Raw genomic sequence first — 20559 nt, 5'->3', positions numbered from 1 at the left:
TATTTTTACAAAGGCCTTTGGTCGCTTGCATGGTTTGTTCGTTCGCTGCACTCGCCTGAGTTAACTAAACCTTATTGAAACGGAAAGCCCGCATTCCAATTGGCACTGGTGATTCCTATAAAAACTTGCTTTACGGTAGCACAGGATTTTTGAAGCGGACTTGTAGTGTAAAGAAGGACTAACCTTAAAATGAATGGCGGAAATTGCTTTTCAAATGATTATTTAATGCTTTTTCTGGTTACAATAAAATAACCGGCAATAAATAAAACAGCTGCATAAGCCAAACTTGTCCATATTTCTCGTGTGAAAATTTCGAAATCGAGCGGATCTTTCCCTTTTTTTACTTGTGTAAGCTGCAAAGCCAGCGACGGCAAACTGTAAGGAATTAAATAGGCATAAGTCCAGTTGAGCATTCCGGTTACAATACCCATTATGGTACCTACAAAACCAATACCGATGGGTTTAAGAAAATCGCCCCAGATTAAGCTTAAAATAAACTGAATAGATAAAATGCCCAGCGAGGAAAGAAATAATTTGCTGTATGAATTGATTAGGAAATTAGAAGGATTATATTGATTGAAAGTATATTTAGGTACCAAAACCTGTAGCAAATGACCAAAACCAAAGGTTAGTGATGCAAAAAGAAAAAGACAAATGAAGATGAGCAAAACCGAGAACAGGTACTTTGCGGTGTAAATGGAAAATTTATTTAGTGGTTGGGCAAATAAGGTTTTCCAGGTATCGTTTTTATGTTCGATGTTGTTAACCGAAAAGGCCATAAACATGACGTAAAATGGCATGACCAACATGCCCATTACATTTAAGGTAGCGCCTGCATACCTTACCCAAAGCATCATGCCGGGTGCATTAAGTTTTAATACCTTTTCTGAGCCGGAGTAAAAACCGAAGCTAACCAGGCTACATATTGCTACAGGAAGTAAAATTGCAGCCCAAAATGCGAGTGTTTTTCTTGATTTATAAAATTCTGAAACTAAGGAAATAAATATGGAGCGCATTTTAGTTGTTTTTCGTGATATCGAGGAATAGATTTTCTAGATCTTTGCGTTGTTTGGAAAGGCTGCTTACCGTAAAACCGTTGTTGATGAGTAGGGTATTAATTTTTCCGCTTTCTGTTGATGATGAAAATGGGGTAGTGATTTTTTTATCGTTTTTTGAAGTGACTTCATAACCTGCACTTTCTAAAAATTTAATAGCTTCATCGGTTTGATCAACCTCAATTTCGACCATGGGCTTACTTAATAAGTGAAGCTCATCGATTGTCCCCTGGAATAGCAGTTGGCCCTTGTTTATAATGCCGACATGTGTTGCGGTACGTTCAATTTCGGCTAGTAGATGGCTGGATACCAGGATGGTTTTATGGTGTTTGGTGGCCAGTTCAATCATCAGGTTTCTGATTTCGATAATCACATTGGGATCTAAGCCATTTGTGGGTTCATCTAACAGCAATAATTCGGGATCACAAACCAGGGCGAGTGCAATGCCTAAACGCTGTTTCATACCAAGTGAATATTTACTTGCTTTTTTGTTGGCCGCTTCAGTTAAACCCACCAAAGCCAGCATTTCATTGGCTTTTGTTTTGGAGATGCTTAATAAAATACATCGGTTAATTAAATTTTCTTTGCTCGAGAGGTGGCCATAGATAGCTGGTTGCTCTACCAATGCGCCAATTCTTTTTAGCGTTGCAATGCGATTGCTGTTGATCTCCTTACCAAAAATAAAAACCTGGTCTGCCGGCGATTTTAGTAAGTTCAGCAGGATTTTTATGGTTGTTGTTTTCCCGGCACCATTTGGTCCTAAAAAACCATATATGCTGCCTTTTGGTACTTGCAACGATAAATCTTTTACAATGGTTTGGTTACCAAAGTTAAAATTTAACCCTACGGTTTCGATTGCGTAATTGCTCATTCCTATTTGAAAATAGCAGTTGCCTGTTTTACAATAGTAGTTGAGTTGGCTGCAGGTTTAACCACAACTTCCGCATCGTTTTGATTGGTGTTAACAGTAAGTGTTAAAATAATCATCATAAATACTGGTACCAATAATAGTAAAAATGGCGATGTGTTTGCTAACTTTTTCATGATCGTTTCGTTTTGATGATTCAAAGGAACAGCATTCAAATTGCCTGCTAAAATGTATTATACCAAGCGTTAAAGATTCTAGATCAACAGGCATTTTTGGCGTTGATCGATAAATTTTGGCGTTGATCGATAAATTTTAAGGTTTTGCCTGTTGGTAGAAAAAAAATGCCCGTTGGTAGATTGTGTACTTTTAAAAAAGAAAGTTTATTTAATTTGGATGACGAAAAAAGAACTGGTGATTTAGCCAGAGATACGTGTTAAATAATGAAAAAAAGTAAAGGACCTTTTGTACTTCATTCTATTTTCTGGGGATTAATTTTATTGTTCATCATTGTTATTGTGATGTTTCGAGGCAATTCTGCCACGCTGAAAGATTATTTATTATCGTTTGGTGTATTTGGCATTATAAATATTTCGATTTTCTACATCAACTATATTTTTCTGATTCCGGGGCTGATTAAAAGGCGTAAAAAATACTGGTTATACATTATCTCATTTTTTGCATTGATTGCCGTAGCTGCATTGTTAAAAACTATAATAGCGGTGTTAAATCCTGAAGAGTTGTTGCACTACACTATGGAAGGAAAACCCCACGAAATGTCGGTAAATAACTTTGCACTGAATAGTGCATTTTCTGCCGGCTTTTTTCTGGTTTCAAGCTGCATCATAAAATTTACAATCGATTGGTTCTCAAATGAACGCATTCAGCGAAACCTGGAAAGCGAACGACGGGAAATGGAGTTGCAGTTTTTAAAATCACAACTCAATCCGCATTTTCTTTTCAATTCATTAAACAACATTTATTCACTGGCTTATCAAAAATCTGATAAAACAGCTGATGCAATTATGAAGCTGTCGGAGATTATGCGCTACATGATTTATGAGAGCAATACACCTACAGTAGCCTTAAACAAAGAGGTTGATTATTTAACCAACTATATCGAACTTCAAAAAATCAGGTTTAAAGATGGTGCTTTTATTGAGCTAACATTAAACGGTGAAATCGACGATCAGAAGATTGTTCCATTGATGTTGATTTCATTTGTAGAGAATGCATTTAAACATGGGGTGGTAAATGATCCTGAAAATCCTGTTAAAATTAACATCATTGCCAACCAGAAGATTTTACACTTTAGCGTAATCAATAAGAAAAATAACCAAAATAAAGATGCACAAGGTGGGGTAGGATTAACCAATGTTGAAAGAAGATTGCAGCTTGTTTATCCCGACAGATATAAATTAAATGTTGTAAATTCGGCTACTCATTACACCTGTGAACTGATGATTGATATATAATTTGTTATCCAATCGTATATTATCATTAAATAAAAATTAAACCTAAAATGAACTTAAACTGTATTGTTGTTGATGATGAGCCATTAGCGCTTGATATCTTGGAGGATTATATTTCTAAAGTTCCGTTTTTAACCCTGGTAAAAAGATGTGAAAATCCAATCGAAGCACTGCAGGTTGTTCAGGGCGGGGGCATAGATTTGGTTTTTTTAGATGTTCAAATGCCGGAATTAACAGGTATTCAGTTTTTGAAAATTGCTGGCACTAAATGCCACTACATTTTAACAACAGCATATCCGCAATACGCTTTAGAAAGCTATGACTTAAACGTTTCTGATTATTTGTTAAAACCTATTGCTTTCGATCGGTTTTACAAAGCGGTAGAGAAAGTTCACAAACAGCATAAACCGGTTGAAACACCAGCCAGCGTAGCACAGCCAATCATTACTCCTGCAGCTTTTTCTGCTCCGGCAAATCCGGTTCAGGATTATATTTTCGTTAAAACAGAGCACAAAATTCAGAAAATATATTTGCACGATATTCTTTATATCGAGGGCTTAAAGGATTATATTTCTATTTTCACCAAGGAGGAACGGATTATTACGTTGCAGAGTATGAAGAAAATGGAAGAAGCATTGCCTCAAAGTCAGTTTATCAGGGTGCACAAATCTTATATTGTAGCGGTTGATAAAATTGAAAGTATTGAGCGTAGCCGCATCACCATCAATCAGAAAATTATCCCGGTAGGAGATACCTATCGTGATGAATTTTTTAGGGTAATTGGAAATAAAAATATTTAATGTTGCCGAGGAGAATCAGGCTTAATTTGTTTTTGCCCTGATTCTCTAAATTAACGCACTGGCATTACAAAAGTATTTCCTGTCCTAAAACTTTTCGAATTTCTGTCTCTACCTCTAACGTGATTTCATTTGGCGTTTTTACTCCAGGCTCAACTGGTTTTAAAACCGTCCACTTTAAGGCGTTACCAGTTGTAAGCGGGAACATCCCGAAACGAACAATTTTCCATGAATTTTCAATGGCTACCGGCACAACCAGAGCGTTGGGCACAACTTTTAAAAGTGTGGCTATTCCGCCAAACTGAAACTGCTTCACCTGACCATCTTTTGCTCGTGTTCCTTCAGGGAAAATAACGGTGCTCCAGTTATTTTCTTTCATTCTGCGCCCTAGTTTAATAATTTCTGAGATGGCTTGTTTGTTGTCTTTCCGGTCGATGTTTGCACCACCACCTAAACGCAGGTTAATAGAAATAGATGGAATACCTTTTGTTAATTCGATTTTAGAAATAAATTTTGCACTGTACCTTCTTAAAAACCAAATCAGCGATGGAATATCGTACATGCTTTGATGGTTGGCGGCAAATATGATTGGCCGATCAGTAGGTAAGTTATATTCGTTTTTAAAACTAATCGAATTGAAAAGAAATATCTGGCAATAAGTTAAAAAGAAGTTTAAGATATCAACCGAAACTTTGTGCGCTTTATAGCCAAAAAATTTATGGCAAATCCATTGAATGGGATGGAAAATGCAAAGCATTAACCCAAAAAAAAGGTAAAATATTGGTGTAAGGAGGTATCCGAAAAGTCTACTCATTTGGTTTCAAAATAAAGCGACAAAGATAATGATAAATTATTCTGGTTCGTGAAAGATGTATCTGTCTTCATATTCTATTTCAAATGCTTTTAAAAATTTTGTGTACTCACCTAAAAAATTTTCCTTTTTATGGTGTTCTTTTTGGTTTTGGATGTAGCGAATCACGTTAGGAACATCACTTTTAGAATATGAAAACGCACCATAACCTTCTTGCCAGGAAAATTTGGTTTTTAAAAATCCCTGGTTGTTTATCCATTTGGAACTTTCAGTTTTTACGTTTTGTATTAAAGCCGAAATAGATTGATGGGTACGTAAACCGATTAATATATGAATGTGGTCAGGCATGGTATTAATTTGAATCATCTTGTGATTATTAGCTTGAACGATGCCTGTGATATATTTCATTAATCTTTCCTCCCATTCCGGATTGATCAGCGACGCTCTGTATTTCACAGCGAAAACGAACTGGATATGAATTTGGGTGTACGTATTTGGCATAATTATATTTGGCTGATTTGAATATAATTAATTTCACGAAACGTTCCTACGGAACGAAAACATTTTTCCGGGAATGATTATTTTTCTACCCAGGATATGTCCCTACGGGACATTTATGGTGTCATTTTCGTAGTTGATGCTTAAAAAAAATGTTAGAAATTATTCGGTAGAAAAATAATCTCATATCCCGTAGGGATATTTCCTGGGTAGAAAAATGTATATATTTTTCATGTTCCGTTAGGAACATTTCGTGAACAAAAAATTAAATCAAATTTTCCAACATCATCAATTTCGTTTTCAAAATGGCGGCAACGCTCATAGAGTCGGTAATTTCATTATTTAAAACCATCTGATAAGCGTCATTGAAAGGAAGTTTTTTAACTACCAGTTGTTCCGTTTCCTCTGGCATGGCGACGCCTTGAATTAAATCGGTAGCGATGTAAATGATACTGAGCTCATCACTCACCGAATTTGATAAATGCATGCGTTGAATTTCTTTCCAGTTTCTGGCACTCATTCCGGTTTCTTCCAGCAATTCTCGTCGGGCACTTTCTAAAGGATCTTCGCCCAATGGTCCGCCGCCTTCAGGAATTTCCCAGCTGTATGCTTTTAATGGATATCGATATTGCCCAACCAGCCAGGTGTTATAATTTTCATCCAGAGGCAAAATACCAATGGCTAAGTTTTTGAAATGTACTTCACCGTAAATGCCCTTTCCGCCCGATGGATTAATCACCTGGTGTTCAGTAACGCTAATCCAATTGTTGTCATATTTTAGATCACTCTCAAGTGTTTTCCAGGGATTTATTTCTTCCATGCTGCAAATTACAAATATCCATTGCGAAACGAAACTTATTATGGCTTTGATGCGGGCGGCGGCGGTGGAATTTTTTTGGCAATTTTAGTAAACCGGTAATTCAGACTGAAAATAAAATTTTGTGTGTTATTGGTCGAAAAGCTTTGAAGCCTGAAATTTTCACCCTCATTATAAACCGTATTGTTTCGGTTGCCAAAAATATCATTTAGTGTTACCCTCAGGTTTAATCTATTGCTGAAAAACATTTTTCGGGCAGAGAAACTTGAAGTTACAGAGCCTTTGTTTCGTCCCTGAGCACTCACGTTATTGGCATAGTTCAAGTTCGATTCGAAAGCAGTTTTCTGCGGCAGCTGCATAGAAAAACCAAAGGTTCCGCGAACACTAATTCCATCTCTGTTTAATGCACTGTTAAGTTTTGAAGTATATTTACTTTGAATAACGCTAAAATTTCCGTTGGCCGATATTTTATTTGTCGGCCTGTAGTTACCAATTAAAATCAAAGCAAGCGAGTTATTTGTGCCCACGTTATCGAATGTACTTTCTGAACGGGCAGAAGTTGAGCCTGGAATTAAAATCACCGTTCTGAAACGTTCAATAACACCTTGACTGCTAGAATAAGAAAGGCGGGGTGTAAATGACCATTTTTGTCCGAAGGCCCCAAAACTAATATCCATTTGATGCGTATAGGATGGTGACAGATTTGGATTTCCGTAAGAAATATTTAACGTATCAACATTATTTACCTGAGGATTTAACGTGTTTTCTCTCGGGCGGTTGATGCGGATACTATAGGTTGCACCCAGGTTGTATCGCTTCCTAAAAAATCTGTTGAGAGAAAGGTTAGGGAATACGCTCAAATAAGGTTTCACGTTATAATTCTCACCGGTGGATAAATCAAAGGCGACATCAGTAAGCTCTGTTCTAACACCTGTTTTAATTCCCCAGCCTGCATTTCGGTAATTGTAAGAGGCGTAGCCGGCCAGAATATTTTCATTATATAAAAACTGGTTGCTTAACCTGTTATTGGTTACAAACTGCTGCGTTTGGAAGTTGAAATTTTCGACCAACAGATCGTTATCATTTTTACGATAGTTGTACGCCAAACCGAATTCCACCCGATCTCTCTTTTTAAATACGGGTTTATCATAGTCGAGGTTAAAAGTCAGGCCGTTATTTCCAATGTCGTTGTTGTTTTGTTGCAGTGTTGCCCTTGATACCCCGAGCGGTTGATAAGTGGTATTAAAACTTCGCAAATCTAAACTGCCGTTTGTATTAAAAGTTAACCCTATTGATAAGCTTCCGCCACTGGTATCGGTTTGCAGTTTATAATCTGCATTCACAACAAAATTATTGCTCTTCCCATCGCCAGTATTGGTTTGATTTCTCAAACGGTTTTGAATGAGTTGCTCACTTAAGTATCTTAAATCGTTTGATGAATTGGAAGAAGATTTGTTGTCGTTATAGTTTGTTGATATCCGAATGTTTTGCTTTGGCGTGATGTCCCAATCGAAGCCTAATCTAAAATTTGCACCACGGCTTTTGCTTTTGCTTGCGCCGGTCTGATCATAGTAAAAAGTAGTGTCGGGAAAGAAATTTTCCCGGTAACTGTTGCTTTCTCCTCTGCCAACATTATATCGATAGGCAGCACTTCCGTTAATGGCGTAGTTTTTTCCTCGGTAAGATGCATTTGTATTGGCATTTCCATTGCCTTGTACCCCGCCTGCTATTCCAATATTTCCATTGAAACCAACCTTAAATCCTTTTTTCATTACAATGTTGATGATACCTTCTCCATCGCCACTATATTTTGCCGGAGGGTTAGTCAGCACTTCAATTTTTTCGATCGCATCAGATGGCAGCACATTTAAAAGATCAGCGATGTTGGAAGTCATGTAGTCAGACGGTTTTCCATCAATAAAAACCCGGGTACTTTTTTTGCCGGTAATGGTTGCGTTACCATCAATATCCACTTGCACCATGGGCACGTTCTTCAACACATCTGTTGCCGTACTTCCCTCGGCTAAAAGCGTTGATCCCACATTATATGTTACACCATCAGCACCAAATTCTATTGCGGGTTTTTGAACCGTAATGGTCACTTCCTGTAAAGCGTTTTGTTCAGAACTTAATTTTAAGGCACCTAAATTACGGTCGTAATCTTTTTCTGTGATGATGATTCCATTTACGATGAGTGGTGCATAACCTACGAAACTGATTTTGATCCGATAGTTGCCTGGTTTCAGGTTTTTAATGCTGAAAAATCCATCTTCATCGGTTGCTGAAGTGGTTACTGGCTGCTCTGTGCCGTCAATGTACACAGAAACAATTGCCGATGGGATAGATAAACCGCCAACCTCTTCTACAACCTTACCGCTAATTGTTCCTTTCTCAGCCGCAAAAGCAGTGGTCGCTAACAACAGCACCAATAAAATTAGAATTGATATAGGGAAGCGTTTTTTCAATGTTTGGTTAGCGGTTACAAAAAAGGCGTTTAAAAATATATTTTCAAACGCCTTTTTCAAAATTTAAAATGATCCTTCATCAGGACGGTTATCCTGCTGATCGTCTTTCTTTTTAGTTTTATTTAAGTTGAATGTTGTTTTTCCGAAACGGTATGAGAAAGTTAAATTACCCATTGTACCTTGCATCTGGCGTTCGAAATCAACAATAGTTGCTCTATCTTCGGTAGTCATGCTCCATCTTCTGGTATTGAATACATCTCTCACATTGAAACTTAAAGAAGCTTTTTTGTTAGGGAAATCATATTTGGCACCGCCATCAATTCCATACATCGCATTACGCTTTCCTTGCGCCATTACTTCAGGAGCACGATAATCTCCACGCAATTGCAAAGAAACGTCTTTGGCAACAGTTAAGTTCGCTGTAATATTGGCATTCCAGCTAAATCCGCTGCTGGTTGGAATGTCAAATCTGGTATCACCGGCAAACTTAGCCTGGTATAAGTTTACGTTAGTGGTAAAGTTTAAAGCTTTAACCAAATCAAAACGGCCAATTAGTTCCAAACCTGTATTGATTTGATTGGTTAAGTTTTGAGGCGTAGAAGTAATAATTCCATTAACAGGTGTACTTCTAACGCGTTGGATCACATCATTTGTTTGGCGGAAATATAAGCTCGAGGTTAAAGTAACCTTCTTGAAATATTTACTGTAACCTAATTCAAATGAGTGAACATCTTCCGGCAATAAATTCGGGTTACCTTGTCTGTAGTTAAATGGCTCTGAAACATCTAAAAACGGGTTGGTATCCCACGGACGAGGGCGGTTTACACGACGGGTGTAACTCAACTGCACCTGCTGCTCACCCTTTAATTTTTGTGTTAAAAATACACTTGGATATAATCTTCTATAACGGATATTGCCATCGCTTCCAACTAACACATTGCCGTTGTAACCTTCTAAATGCGTATCTAAACGGGCGTCTTCAGCTCTTAAACCCAGTTGATAACCGAAATCTTTAATCTGGTTCTGGTAGTTAAGGTATAAAGCATGAACCTGATCTTTGCTATTAAAATCGTTAATCAATTTATTATTCCTGATTACGATTTCTGTGTTGGTCAGCACTGAATCCGCATACTGATTATTGTCAGCCAAACGGATCTGGCTGCGATATCCGGCTTCAATTTTTCCTGTTTTGCCCACCGGTAAAGTATAATCGGCCTGGATATTATAATTTGAATTATCGCCAGTGTTGTAAATGCGTTGTAAACTCGGATTAATATTTACATCCGTACCGTTTCTATTGGTAATAGTGGTATTATACGCCTGATCATTATCATTGTAACCCGAAGAATAACCAAAATTAAAGGTTAACTCTTCTTTTGGTTTCTTAAATTTCTGCGAATAATCCAGGTTCAAATCATAACTGCTTCCAGTTCCCTGGTTAACGTTGTTTCTGTTGCTATACGAAACAGGGCTTAAATTTCTGGCCAATTGTCTGATATCGATGTATTCATTTCTATCGTTTTCCCTGGAATTAAATCCACCTGAAAAACTAACAACACTTTTTGGCGCCAGGTAATAATCGATACCGGCTTTAACGTTATGACCTTTATCTTGTGAAGTAGATTTTGTATTCTGGCTTAAAAATGCAGTTCTGCTGGTATCACTTTTATATGTAATATCTTGAAAACCGCCACCAATTCTGTTGCCATAACGGTAGCTGTAGTTTCCATAAATATTCACTTTGCTGTTTTGGAAACTCAAATTGGTATTGGCATTATAGTTATCTCTGTTACCTGCCGTTACCGCCGCAGAACCGTTAAAACCTAATTTTGTGTTTTTCTTTAACACGATATTGATGATACCTGCCTGCCCTTCAGCATCATATTTTGATGAAGGATTGGTGATTACTTCAACACTTTCAATTGAACTTGCCGGGATGGATTGAAGAATTTGCGCAACATTTCCCCCTGCAATTAAAGATGGTTTTCCATCGATTAAAACCCTTACGCCGCTTGATCCACGTAAGCTCACATTACCATCCATATCTGTAGAAACTGAAGGAACATTTTGCAATAGATCACTTGCCGATCCACCTTCACTGATTACACTTTGATCAACAGAAAAAATCTTTTTATCGATACCCATCTGCATGCCTTGCTTTTGGCCGGTAACGGTAACTTCGCTCAAAACATTTCCTTTGGCGGTATTCATCTTAATATCACCAAAGTTTAAAGTCCCGGTTGCTGCGGTAATGGCTACATTATCTCTAACCATTGTTTGGTAACCAACAAAGCTGATTTTGAAAGTGAAAGTTCCTGTTGGTAAATCAGCCATAGTAAAGGCTCCGTTAACGTCAGTTTGTGCAATTTTCACATTTTTAGCAGTTGCCTTATCAATTAAAACTGCTGTAGCAAAAGGAATAGTTTCTTGTGTTTTAGCATCTTTAAGTACACCTGTTATTTTGGCTTTCCCGCCAGTTTGCGCAAAAAGATTAAAAGATAAACTTAGTAGTAAAAGGGTAATTTGTATCGTCCTCGATTTCAAAATTCTCATTAAAATATAATATATGTTGTGTGTTTTCTGTAAAGGGAGACAAAGTAACGGCAACTAAGTTTAATTAAGGAGGCGTAACTATTTTATTACAGCCATTTTATAGTAATATTTTTGTGGGCATATTTCGGAAGATTTGGAGGTATATTGAGTTGATAGGGCAGTTAAATGGAAAACAATCGAACAATATTAATATGCTGCAATACCTAAATTGTTACTTTTGCTTTAGATGAAAAAAATATTAATCGTTGATGATTTACATCCGGCTTTTAAAACGCAAGCCATTGCAATGGGTTACGAAGTTGATGACGAGCCGAAAATTACCCGTGAACAAACTTTAGCGAAAATTAAAGATTACGTGGGTATTGCGGTGAGAACAAAATTTCGAATTGACGCGGAAATTCTTGCTGCGGCAACAAACCTGAAATTTGTGGCTCGTGCTGGTGCTGGTTTAGATAATATTGATGATAAAATTGCTTTTGAGCGAAATATTCAACTGATAAATGCACCAGAAGGAAATTGCGATGCCGTTGGAGAGCATGCCACAGGTTTACTCTTATCGCTGATGAACAATTTTCGCCGGGCTGATCTGGAAATTAGAAACGGGATCTGGGATCGAGAAGGAAATCGTGGTTACGAACTAAAAGGTAAAAAAGTTGGCATTATTGGTTACGGTTTTATGGGGCAAAGCTTTGCCAAAAAGTTAGCGGGTTTTGAAGTGGATGTGATGGCTTACGACAAGTATAAAACTGGTTTTTCTGATGCGTTTGCCCGCGAGGTAAGCATGGAGGAAATTGTAAAACATAGCGATGTTTTAAGTTTACATATTCCCTTAACGGCAGAAACCAGGCAGATGGTTGATGATGAATATTTTTTCCATTTCAAAAAACCAATTTTCTTCATCAATAGCGCAAGAGGTGAGATTGTCAACACACAAGCGGTTTTAAATGCAATTGATGCTGGAAAAATTTTAGGTGCCGGTTTGGATGTGTTGCAAACTGAAAAGTTTCCGGCACTTGCTGAACAAAGCTGGTACGCGGAATTAAAGCAGAGTGAAAAAGTAATTTTAACCCCGCATGTTGGCGGCTGGACTTTTGATTCTTACCGCAAAATTTCGGAAGTATTGGCCGAAAAATTAAAAGGATTATCTTTTTAAGTTTTTGCACCTTATTATGCTTAGCTTAATCTTATTCTAAATAAGAAACAAATCGCCATTTGTTCTCGAAGTTTCCATCCTATTTTGCTAAATTGGAATACAAATTCTAACTAAATTATATCATGCCGAAAGATCATTTATATTCAACAACCGTAACATGGACAGGAAATAAGGGCTCCGGAACAATGGATTATCGTTCCTACGACCGCGATTATGTTATTTCTGTAAAAGGGAAAGCTGATATTTCAGGGTCATCAGATTCTGCCTTTCTTGGCGATAAATCAAAATATAATCCTGAAGATTTACTGCTGGCTTCTATTTCGAGTTGCCACATGCTTTGGTATTTGCACCTTTGTTCTAAAAATGAAATCGTTGTGATTGATTATAAAGATGAGGCAGTAGGTACCATGGAAGAATCGGCAGATGGAAGTGGTAAATTTAAAGAGGTTACCTTACATCCGCAGGTTTTAATCGCCGATAAGGCTCACCTGGAGCTGGCAGAATCACTACATGCAGAAGCGAACAAAATGTGTTTCATTGCCAATTCATTAAACTTCCCTGTTAAACATGAAGGGCTTTGTAAAGCAGAAAACAGTTTTTAAGTTGAAAGGGAAAAGTAAAAAGTAGAAAGTGAAAAGTTGAAAGTAAAAAGTAAAAAGCTGGCAGTTTTCAGTTTGTAAACTGAAAACTGCCGACTGAAAACTGTTAACTATTTCACTGTATAAACATTATCACTCGGTGTTGCATCTACATAAATGCCATTATCCAAGGCGATTGATTTTATTTTGCGGTTTGTATTAATCGTCATTGTAAACTCTTTCTGATTCACTTTCCAAACTGCTGGCGTTTTGTGAATCGTTTCTGTTTTTCCTTCCGTATCTGTAACCAAAATATCAAAAGGTATGGCAAAACCACCCACATTGTTGATTACAAAAGTTGCCTTTCCTGAAGTGATTTGAGGCTTCGTAATCGCCAAATCCAAATAGTTGTTGGTGAAAAACCAGTTTTGGAAAAACCAGTTTAAATTCTGGCCCGAACCCGTATTCATCGAATTGAAATAATCCCATGGGATGGGATGTTTGCCGTTCCAGGTATTCATATAGTGGTGTAACGCTTTTTTGAAAAGATCATCACCAAGCATATCTTTCAATGCCAGATAAGACAACGAAGCCTTGCCATAAGAGTTATTGCCATAACCTGCACCCGAAACCTGATCAGACATCGAAATTACTGGTTGATCTTCCTCTGCAGATTTATCGTTGATGTAGCTATTTACCCTGAACTTTTTGTAAAAATCATCTGCAGCTTGTTTGCCATGTTCGGCAATGCCGATTAAATACTCGAAAGTGGTTGCCCAACCTTCATCCATATACGCATAACGGGTTTCGTTTATGCCCATGAAAAACGGAAAATAGGTATGCGCTACCTCATGATCTTGAACCAATTGAGCGAAAACCGGATCTCCAAAATTGGAATCGTTAACCATCATCGGGTATTCCATGTCTGCAAAACCCTGGAAAGCGATGCTTTTAACATATGGATAAGGAATTCCTGGCCAGTTGTTAGAGAACCAAGCCAGAGCATTGATGTTATATTTTACAGAATTTAAAAAATCTTTTCCCGTTGTTGGATTATACGCTGCCTGTGCACTTGCCCTGCGGCCAGTCTTAGCATCAACAATTACACTTCCACCATCCCAAACATAGTGATTGCTCAAGGCAAAAGTCACATCAGGAATATGATCTGCCTTAAACTTCCAGGTGTTCCAGTCTTTTTGTGCAGTTACCTTTCCATTTTTTAATTCATCTGCAGTAGCAATGTTTACCACGCCATCCGTATTGTACGATTTTTTTAAACGGGCCGAAATTTCAGGCTGCAATACTTCATCAGGATTTAAAAAATCGCCTGTGGCATATACCACGTAGTTTTTGGGTGCTTTCACCGAGAACACATAATCGTTAAAATCATTGTAAAACTCTGCCCTGTCGGTATGCGGTATGCGATCCCAGCCATTATAGTCATCAAATACCGAAATACGCGGATAGCTGTAGGCTACAAAAAAGGAATTAGGATCAATCTGGCCTTCGCGGCCGCTTTCTTTTGATAATGGATAATCCCAACTGATTTTTACAGTCGCTTTTGATTTTGGATTTAAAGGCTTTTTCAAACGAACATTTCCTACCGTTCCCCAATTTTTCGAATCAACTTTATAAGTTTCGCCATCAACTGAAAAAGAAGAGATGTTTAACCCTGAAGTAAGGAAATCTTCACTAACGGCACCGCCACGGGGAGAAGTTGGTTTATGCAGGTTGTTTACAAAACGGATGACCAGTGTTTTTAAAGTATCGCTGCTATTGTTGCTGTATACAATTTCTTCTTGCCCGCTCACCACTTTAGTTTCAGCATCTACCTTAATATCCATAGTGTAGCGGCCATGATTTTGCCAATAATTTGCCCCAGGATTTCCATTCATAGAACGGGTACCTTTTTGGTACGCTGCTTTAATATTTCTGGGCATGTATAGCTCTTGCGCCGAAAGCTGATAACTGCCAAGGGCAACCAGCATTGCTATTGAAAATAACTTTTTCATTTTTAAGAATAATTTTAGCTAAAAATATAATTATAGAATGAATTTTGGATGATGATATCGCCTAATGTTAATTTTCATTTCGATTGAACTGAAAAGAACCACGAATCGGTAGATGATCGAATGTGCGATGAAATGATATTTGTATCGTAAAATCATCGCCTTCAAAGCTTCAAATCATAAAAATCCTTTGTATTTATTTGCTTTTGTAATTTCCACAATTTATCTTCGTTATAATTGAAGCAAGACTATGTAGCAAACCAACTATATAGTCTTGTTTGTTTTTTATAGCGTTTGAATAATAAATAATAGAGCAATGACAGAGGTAACGTATTACACACAAGAGGGGTTAGATAAATTAAAGGAAGAAGTTCATTATCTAACTACAACCGGCCGTCAGCTAATATCTAAAGCAATTGCTGAGGCGAGAGATAAAGGTGATTTATCGGAAAATGCAGAATATGATGCGGCAAAAGAAGCACAAGGTTTGCATGAGGCGAAAATCGCGAAACTTAAAAATACATTGGCAAATGCCCGTTTAATTGATGAGTCGAAATTGGATTTATCGAAAGTTTTGGCATTATCCATCGTTAAAATTAAAAATGTTAAAAACGGTGCTACCATGACTTACCAATTGGTGGCAGAAAGCGAAGCTGATTTAAAAACAGGTAAAATTTCTGTGAAATCGCCAATTGCGCAAGGTTTATTGGGCAAATCTGTTGGCGAATTCGCTGAAATCGAAGTACCTGCAGGTAAAATGCAGTTCGAAGTTTTAGAAATCTCAAGATAATAGAAGTTAAAAGTTATGGGTTACAAGTTGTGAAACTAAACCTATAACCTTTAACTCATCACTTACAACCCCATTATGACTATCTTTTCAAAAATTGTTGCCGGCGAAATACCTGCGCATGTTGTTGCAGAAACTGTTGAGTATTTAGCTTTTTTAGATGTTCAACCTTTAACTGCTGGTCACGTTTTAGTGATTCCAAAAGTTGAAGTGGATTACATTTTTGATGCAGATGAAGATTTGTATGTGGGTTTGTGGATGTTTGCCAAGATTGTTGCAAATGGGTTGAAAGTTGCTTTCCCTTGTAAAAAAGTTGGCGTTTCGGTTATTGGCTTAGAAGTTCCACATGCGCACATTCACCTCATACCGATGAACAGCGTTAGTGATATGAATTTTGCTAAAGAGAAACTCAAACCAACACAGGAGGAATTGGCAGAAGCCGCTGAAAAAATTAAACAGGCTTTGTTGGAAGCTTAAGTTTTGGTATTTAAAATATGTTTGCCCGACAGAAATGCCGGGCATTTTTTTTAGGCACTATGCGAAGGCTTGTCGTCCTGCTGAATTTATTTCAGCATCTTTAAATTATGACAGGCCCTGAAATAAATTCAGAGTGACGTAGCGATTAAACATTTGTCAAACGCCTACATACACGAACGGTCGTGATCCTGAACTTGTTTAGGGACTTAATTGCAAGACAGGTAATGAAGCAAATTCAAAATCTGAATCACAGAAACATCACTTCTTTTGATACGGATTTTGATTTGGCAGCGGCACAAAGTCAGTTTCTCCGGGAACAGGTTTAAACTTCTGTTCCAGCCAATCCTGTTTGGCTTTTTCAATCAGGTTTTTATCCGAAGCAACGAAATTCCAGTAAATAAATCTTTCTTCGGGAAAGGGCTCACCGCCAAAAATGTAAACGGTAGTGTTTTCCAGCATGGTAAATTCACAAAGCTTGGCGTCGTTGGCAATGAGGATCAACTTAGGTTCGAATAAATGCCCGTCACTTTCAATTCCACCTTCTAAAATGTATAGTGCACTTTCGCCAAAAAGTTGGTCGCCAATGTTTAATTTTTGTCTTTTAGTACTTTTAATTTCAATGAAATACAGCGGGCAATAAACCGGAACTGGCGATTTTTTGCCAAAAGCTTCACCTGCAATCAGTTTAATGTTTACACCATCTTGTTCCCAGCTTGGTATATCTTTTTCCTCCACATGAAAAAATTCGGGCTCCATTTGCTCCAGCGCTTTTGGTAATGCTACCCAGATTTGTAAACCATGAAGAAATTTGTCAGTATGTCGGAGGTATTCCGGTGTCCGTTCTGAGTGTGCAATGCCACTTCCCGAAGTCATCCAATTTACCTGCCCAGGTTTAATAATGATGTCGGTTCCTAGGCTATCACGATGTTCAATTTCTCCATCAAAGAGAAAAGTTAGGGTTGATAAGCCAATATGCGGATGCGGTGGAACATCTAAATTCTCATGGTCGCTCATCGCCGCTGGCCCCATGTGATCGATAAATGCAAAAGGACCAACCATTCTTTTTTCTCTGAAAGGCAGCAGCCTGCCGACCATAAAGTTGCCAATATTTGCTGGTCTTTCTTCTATAATAAGGGAAATGTTCGACATGGGATTCTGAGCTGTTTTAAAATGTGAATTTAATAAAATTTTACTTGAGTTAACTGTTGCTCGTCATTTCGACCGCAGCGGAGAAATCTTTGAACCTAGTTTGTAGTTTTAAGCATTGAAACGCTTCGATATTGTGTGGAACCTAAGATCAACGGTCGTCATCCTGAACTTGATTCAGGATCTTTATGACTGTCACTTTAAGATGCTGAAATAGATTCAGCATGATGGAATGGGTTGCGATTAAATCGCTAAACTAGTTTGCGCTCGTTAGCAACGAGCGCAGGCAACCAGTACAGGCCATCGTCATTTCGACCGAAGCGGAGAAATCTTTGAAGCTAGTTAAAAGGCAAATACAATTAAAACGCTGCGATATCCTGTGAAACCCAATATGAACGGTCGTCATCCTGAACTTGATTCAGGATCTTTATTACTATCACTTTAAGATGCTGAAATAGATTCAGCATGATGGAATGGGTTGCGATTAAATCGCTAAACTAGTTTGCGCTCGTTAGCAACGAGCGCAGGCAACCAGTACAGGCCATCGTCATTTCGACCGAAGCGGAGAAATCTTTGAAGCTAGTTAAAAGGCAAATACAATTAAAACGCTGCGATATCCTGTGAAACCCAATATGAACGGTCGTCATCCTGAACTTGATTCAGGATCTTTATGTTTTTAATGCCTAGCAAGCACCGAAATTTTTAAACAGCAAACAAGCTGCTGAAATAAATTCAGCATGACGGAATGGGACGCGATTAAATCGCTAAACTATTTTGCGCTCGTTAGAAACGAGCGCAGGCGAAAAAAAAGCACCTCATTGCTGAGATGCTTTTACCTAATATACTTAAAAAGAAAAATTATACCAACTCCGCTAATGCTTCTTTACTAAAACCTTTCAATTCATCCATGCGGTTATCTTTAATTTTTTTAACCCAATCCGGATCAGATAATAAAGGACGACCTACGGCAATTAAATCGAAATCGCCGCGATCCATTCTGCGTACCAATTCGTCTAATGAACTTGGTTCTGAACTCTGGCCAGCAAAGGCACCAAAAAAATCGCCGTTTAAGCCCACCGAACCTACCGAAATAGTTGCTTTACCTGTAATTTTTTTAGCCCAACCCGCAAAGTTTAAGTCAGATCCTTCAAACTCCGGTTCCCAGAAACGACGCTGAGAGCAGTGTAAAATATCGATTCCAGCATCAACCAGCGGCGTTAACCACTGCTCCATTTCTGTTTCGTTTTTAGCCAACTTAAAATCGTAGGCTGCTGGTTTAAACTGCGATAAGCGAATAATCAAGGCGAAATCTTCGCCAACACGTTTACGCACTTCCTTAATTACCTCAACTGCAAAACGCGTACGCTCAGCAAGGGTTTTACCTCCATAAATATCTGTGCGGTTGTTGGTCGCGTCCCAAAAAAACTGATCAATTAAATACTGGTGTGCACCATGAATTTCAACCGTATCGAAACCTAAAGCTTTTGCATCGGCTGCAGCCTGACCAAATGCGGCGATGGTATCTGCAATTGCAGCATCCGTCATCGGAACGCCGTTTTCAAATCCCGGACTGTTAAAACTCGAAGGACCCTCGAAAGGTGCGCTTGGTACCCAGCCAGAAGCATGGTTGGCATGAATACCCTGATGCCAGATTTGCGGCCCCATTTGTCCGCCGGCAGTATGTACTTCATTAATTACTTTTTGCCATCCAGCCAATGCCTGATCGCCATAAAAATGTGGAATGTTTGGATCAGCTGATGATGATGGACGATTAATCACGGTACCTTCCGATAAAATTAAACCCACTTCACCTGCAGCTCTTTTTGCGTAATATTCTGCCACTGCATCAGTCGGAACGCCATCAGGAGAAAACGACCGGGTCATCGGAGCCATTACAATTCTATTTTTTACGTTTAATGTTTTTAAGCTAAATGGCTTAAATAAACTATCTGTGTTCATATTATTCTGTTTTATAATTCTGTATTGATGATTTCACTTAATTTTTCCAGCCCCTCTTTATTGCGTTTGTAGTAAGTCCATTGCCCTACACGTGTAGCACAAACTAAATCTGCCCTTTGCAAAATGGAGAGGTATTCGGAAATGGTACTTTGAGATAAACCAGCTTTCATTTGAATTTGACCCACGCAAACCCCAACGTTTTCAAAATCGGCATTTGGCTGATCGGGAAAGTTTTCTGCCGGTTGTTTTAACCAGCTTAATATTTGTAAGCGTGTTTTATTTGATAAGGCTTTGAAAATCTCTACTTGATCCATGATGCAAATGTATATCGACTTTTCCCGATATACCAATTATGTACTTCAATTTTACAATATTATGTAAAAGTGCCTGATAAGCGTTTGTAAAACGTTTTTTCATAAAACTGATTATTAAATTTTGTTAGGATTTAAGCGAAACTATTTCTTACATTCGTTTAATCATTCTAACCAAATGTCCACTTATCAATCATTAACTGATCACGAACTTTTCGTCCTCATGCAGGATGGAGATAAATTTGCTTTCGAGGAAATCTACGAGCGCTTTAATGGTTTGCTATATGTGTATGCCTGTAAGATGATTTCCGATCGGGAAGATGCCCGGGACATTGTTCAGGAGATTTTTGTTTACCTGTGGAGCAATCCCAACATTCAAATTAAAACACAACTTTCCAGCTATTTGTACACGGCGGTACGCTACAAAATTTTCGATTGGCTGGATAAAAATAAGTCCCGAACAAATTATTTACAATCGTTAGAAGATTTTTCTCAGAAAGGAGATTATGTTACAGACGATTATATCCGGGAAAAAGAATTTGCTGCTTTGATTGAAAAAGAGGTTTCCTTGTTGCCACCAAAAATGCGGTTGATTTTTGAGATGAGTCGCCGCCAACATTTAACGCAGAAAGAAATTGCAGAAATCCTTCATCTATCTGATAAAACGGTTAAAAAACAGATGAGCAATGCGCTTAAGGTTTTGCGCTTAAAATTAACATCGTTTTTGTTGTTGGCCATCATCTTATTGATTAAATAATTTCTTGGAAAGCAAATTGCTGCTTATCGGTTTCATCAGTCCCGCTTTT

The 20559-nt window shown here is 38.0% G+C and carries 19 protein-coding genes; 7 read left to right on the top strand and 12 right to left on the bottom strand.

Annotated features, from left to right (window positions below; all coding sequences use genetic code 11):
* Positions 1 to 218 precede the first annotated feature (218 nt).
* Genes R2Q70_RS01865 through R2Q70_RS01855 form a run of 3 tightly spaced genes read right to left on the bottom strand, consistent with a single transcriptional unit; the run spans position 219 to position 2099 of the window.
* Positions 219 to 1016, bottom strand: a complete 798-nt coding sequence (locus R2Q70_RS01865) for an ABC transporter permease (protein WP_316805986.1) — start codon at positions 1014 to 1016, stop codon at positions 219 to 221.
* Between the two features lies 1 nt (position 1017).
* Entirely contained in the window at positions 1018 to 1926 is a 909-nt protein-coding gene (locus tag R2Q70_RS01860; RefSeq protein ID WP_316805985.1) for an ABC transporter ATP-binding protein, read from the bottom strand.
* Between the two features lie 2 nt (positions 1927 to 1928).
* A complete protein-coding gene (locus tag R2Q70_RS01855; protein ID WP_316805984.1) occupies positions 1929 to 2099 on the bottom strand; it encodes a hypothetical protein in 171 nt (56 codons plus the stop codon).
* 264 nt (positions 2100 to 2363) lie between these two features.
* Here R2Q70_RS01855 and R2Q70_RS01850 point away from each other — a divergent pair, with 264 nt between their 5' ends.
* A complete protein-coding gene (locus R2Q70_RS01850; RefSeq protein WP_316805983.1) occupies positions 2364 to 3395 on the top strand; it encodes a sensor histidine kinase in 1032 nt (343 codons plus the stop codon).
* Between the two features lie 47 nt (positions 3396 to 3442).
* A complete protein-coding gene (locus tag R2Q70_RS01845) occupies positions 3443 to 4192 on the top strand; it encodes a LytTR family DNA-binding domain-containing protein (RefSeq protein ID WP_316805982.1) in 750 nt (249 codons plus the stop codon).
* 64 nt (positions 4193 to 4256) lie between these two features.
* Here the strand turns inward: R2Q70_RS01845 and R2Q70_RS01840 are convergent, their stop codons facing one another.
* The 5 genes from R2Q70_RS01840 to R2Q70_RS01820 form a co-directional block, all read right to left on the bottom strand.
* Positions 4257 to 5003 (bottom strand): lysophospholipid acyltransferase family protein, encoded by a 747-nt coding sequence (locus R2Q70_RS01840; RefSeq protein WP_316805981.1) that lies wholly within the window; start codon positions 5001 to 5003, stop codon positions 4257 to 4259.
* 36 nt (positions 5004 to 5039) lie between these two features.
* Entirely contained in the window at positions 5040 to 5501 is a 462-nt protein-coding gene (tnpA, locus tag R2Q70_RS01835; protein ID WP_316805980.1) for an IS200/IS605 family transposase, read from the bottom strand.
* A gap of 262 nt (positions 5502 to 5763) precedes the next feature.
* The gene (locus tag R2Q70_RS01830; RefSeq protein WP_316805979.1) at positions 5764 to 6318 is read right to left on the bottom strand and encodes an NUDIX hydrolase; all 555 of its coding nucleotides are present in this window, start codon (positions 6316 to 6318) and stop codon (positions 5764 to 5766) included.
* Positions 6319 to 6356: 38 nt separating this feature from the next.
* Positions 6357 to 8780, bottom strand: a complete 2424-nt coding sequence (locus R2Q70_RS01825) for an outer membrane beta-barrel protein (protein WP_316805978.1) — start codon at positions 8778 to 8780, stop codon at positions 6357 to 6359.
* A gap of 63 nt (positions 8781 to 8843) precedes the next feature.
* A complete protein-coding gene (locus R2Q70_RS01820) occupies positions 8844 to 11333 on the bottom strand; it encodes a TonB-dependent receptor domain-containing protein (RefSeq protein ID WP_316805977.1) in 2490 nt (829 codons plus the stop codon).
* Positions 11334 to 11559: 226 nt separating this feature from the next.
* Between R2Q70_RS01820 and R2Q70_RS01815 the strand changes: the two genes are divergently transcribed.
* Positions 11560 to 12486 (top strand): 2-hydroxyacid dehydrogenase, encoded by a 927-nt coding sequence (locus R2Q70_RS01815; protein WP_316805976.1) that lies wholly within the window; start codon positions 11560 to 11562, stop codon positions 12484 to 12486.
* Positions 12487 to 12608: 122 nt separating this feature from the next.
* Positions 12609 to 13088: an OsmC family protein gene (locus R2Q70_RS01810; protein WP_316805975.1), complete on the top strand. Its 480-nt coding sequence runs from the start codon at positions 12609 to 12611 to the stop codon at positions 13086 to 13088.
* A gap of 107 nt (positions 13089 to 13195) precedes the next feature.
* Here the strand turns inward: R2Q70_RS01810 and R2Q70_RS01805 are convergent, their stop codons facing one another.
* Positions 13196 to 15076: a M1 family metallopeptidase gene (locus tag R2Q70_RS01805; protein ID WP_316805974.1), complete on the bottom strand. Its 1881-nt coding sequence runs from the start codon at positions 15074 to 15076 to the stop codon at positions 13196 to 13198.
* 313 nt (positions 15077 to 15389) lie between these two features.
* Between R2Q70_RS01805 and greA the strand changes: the two genes are divergently transcribed.
* Together greA and R2Q70_RS01795 are read left to right on the top strand one after the other, a co-directional pair.
* Positions 15390 to 15863 (top strand): transcription elongation factor GreA, encoded by a 474-nt coding sequence (gene greA, locus R2Q70_RS01800; RefSeq protein WP_010603520.1) that lies wholly within the window; start codon positions 15390 to 15392, stop codon positions 15861 to 15863.
* A gap of 72 nt (positions 15864 to 15935) precedes the next feature.
* Positions 15936 to 16337 carry an HIT family protein gene (locus R2Q70_RS01795; protein ID WP_316806261.1) on the top strand — a complete coding sequence of 134 codons (402 nt, stop codon included), beginning with the start codon at positions 15936 to 15938 and terminating at the stop codon, positions 16335 to 16337.
* A 258-nt stretch (positions 16338 to 16595) separates the two neighbouring features.
* Here R2Q70_RS01795 and R2Q70_RS01790 read toward each other — a convergent pair whose 3' ends face one another.
* From R2Q70_RS01790 to R2Q70_RS01780, 3 genes are all read right to left on the bottom strand, one after another.
* On the bottom strand, positions 16596 to 17486 hold the full coding sequence (locus tag R2Q70_RS01790; protein ID WP_316805973.1) for a pirin family protein: 891 nt from the start codon (positions 17484 to 17486) through the stop codon (positions 16596 to 16598).
* Between the two features lie 855 nt (positions 17487 to 18341).
* On the bottom strand, positions 18342 to 19442 hold the full coding sequence (locus tag R2Q70_RS01785) for an NADH:flavin oxidoreductase (RefSeq protein WP_316805972.1): 1101 nt from the start codon (positions 19440 to 19442) through the stop codon (positions 18342 to 18344).
* An 11-nt stretch (positions 19443 to 19453) separates the two neighbouring features.
* Positions 19454 to 19756, bottom strand: a complete 303-nt coding sequence (locus R2Q70_RS01780) for a helix-turn-helix transcriptional regulator (RefSeq protein WP_316805971.1) — start codon at positions 19754 to 19756, stop codon at positions 19454 to 19456.
* Positions 19757 to 19931: 175 nt separating this feature from the next.
* Between R2Q70_RS01780 and R2Q70_RS01775 the strand changes: the two genes are divergently transcribed.
* Complete coding sequence (locus R2Q70_RS01775; RefSeq protein ID WP_316805970.1) at positions 19932 to 20510, top strand: RNA polymerase sigma-70 factor; 579 nt, start codon at positions 19932 to 19934, stop codon at positions 20508 to 20510.
* Positions 20511 to 20559: the final 49 nt, after the last annotated feature.

The sequence above is a fragment of the Pedobacter agri genome (assembly GCF_032678665.1).
Classification (GTDB): domain Bacteria; phylum Bacteroidota; class Bacteroidia; order Sphingobacteriales; family Sphingobacteriaceae; genus Pedobacter; species Pedobacter agri_A.
The sequence above is the reverse complement of the archived record's forward strand: the minus strand, read 5'-3'. Positions and strand labels throughout refer to the sequence as shown.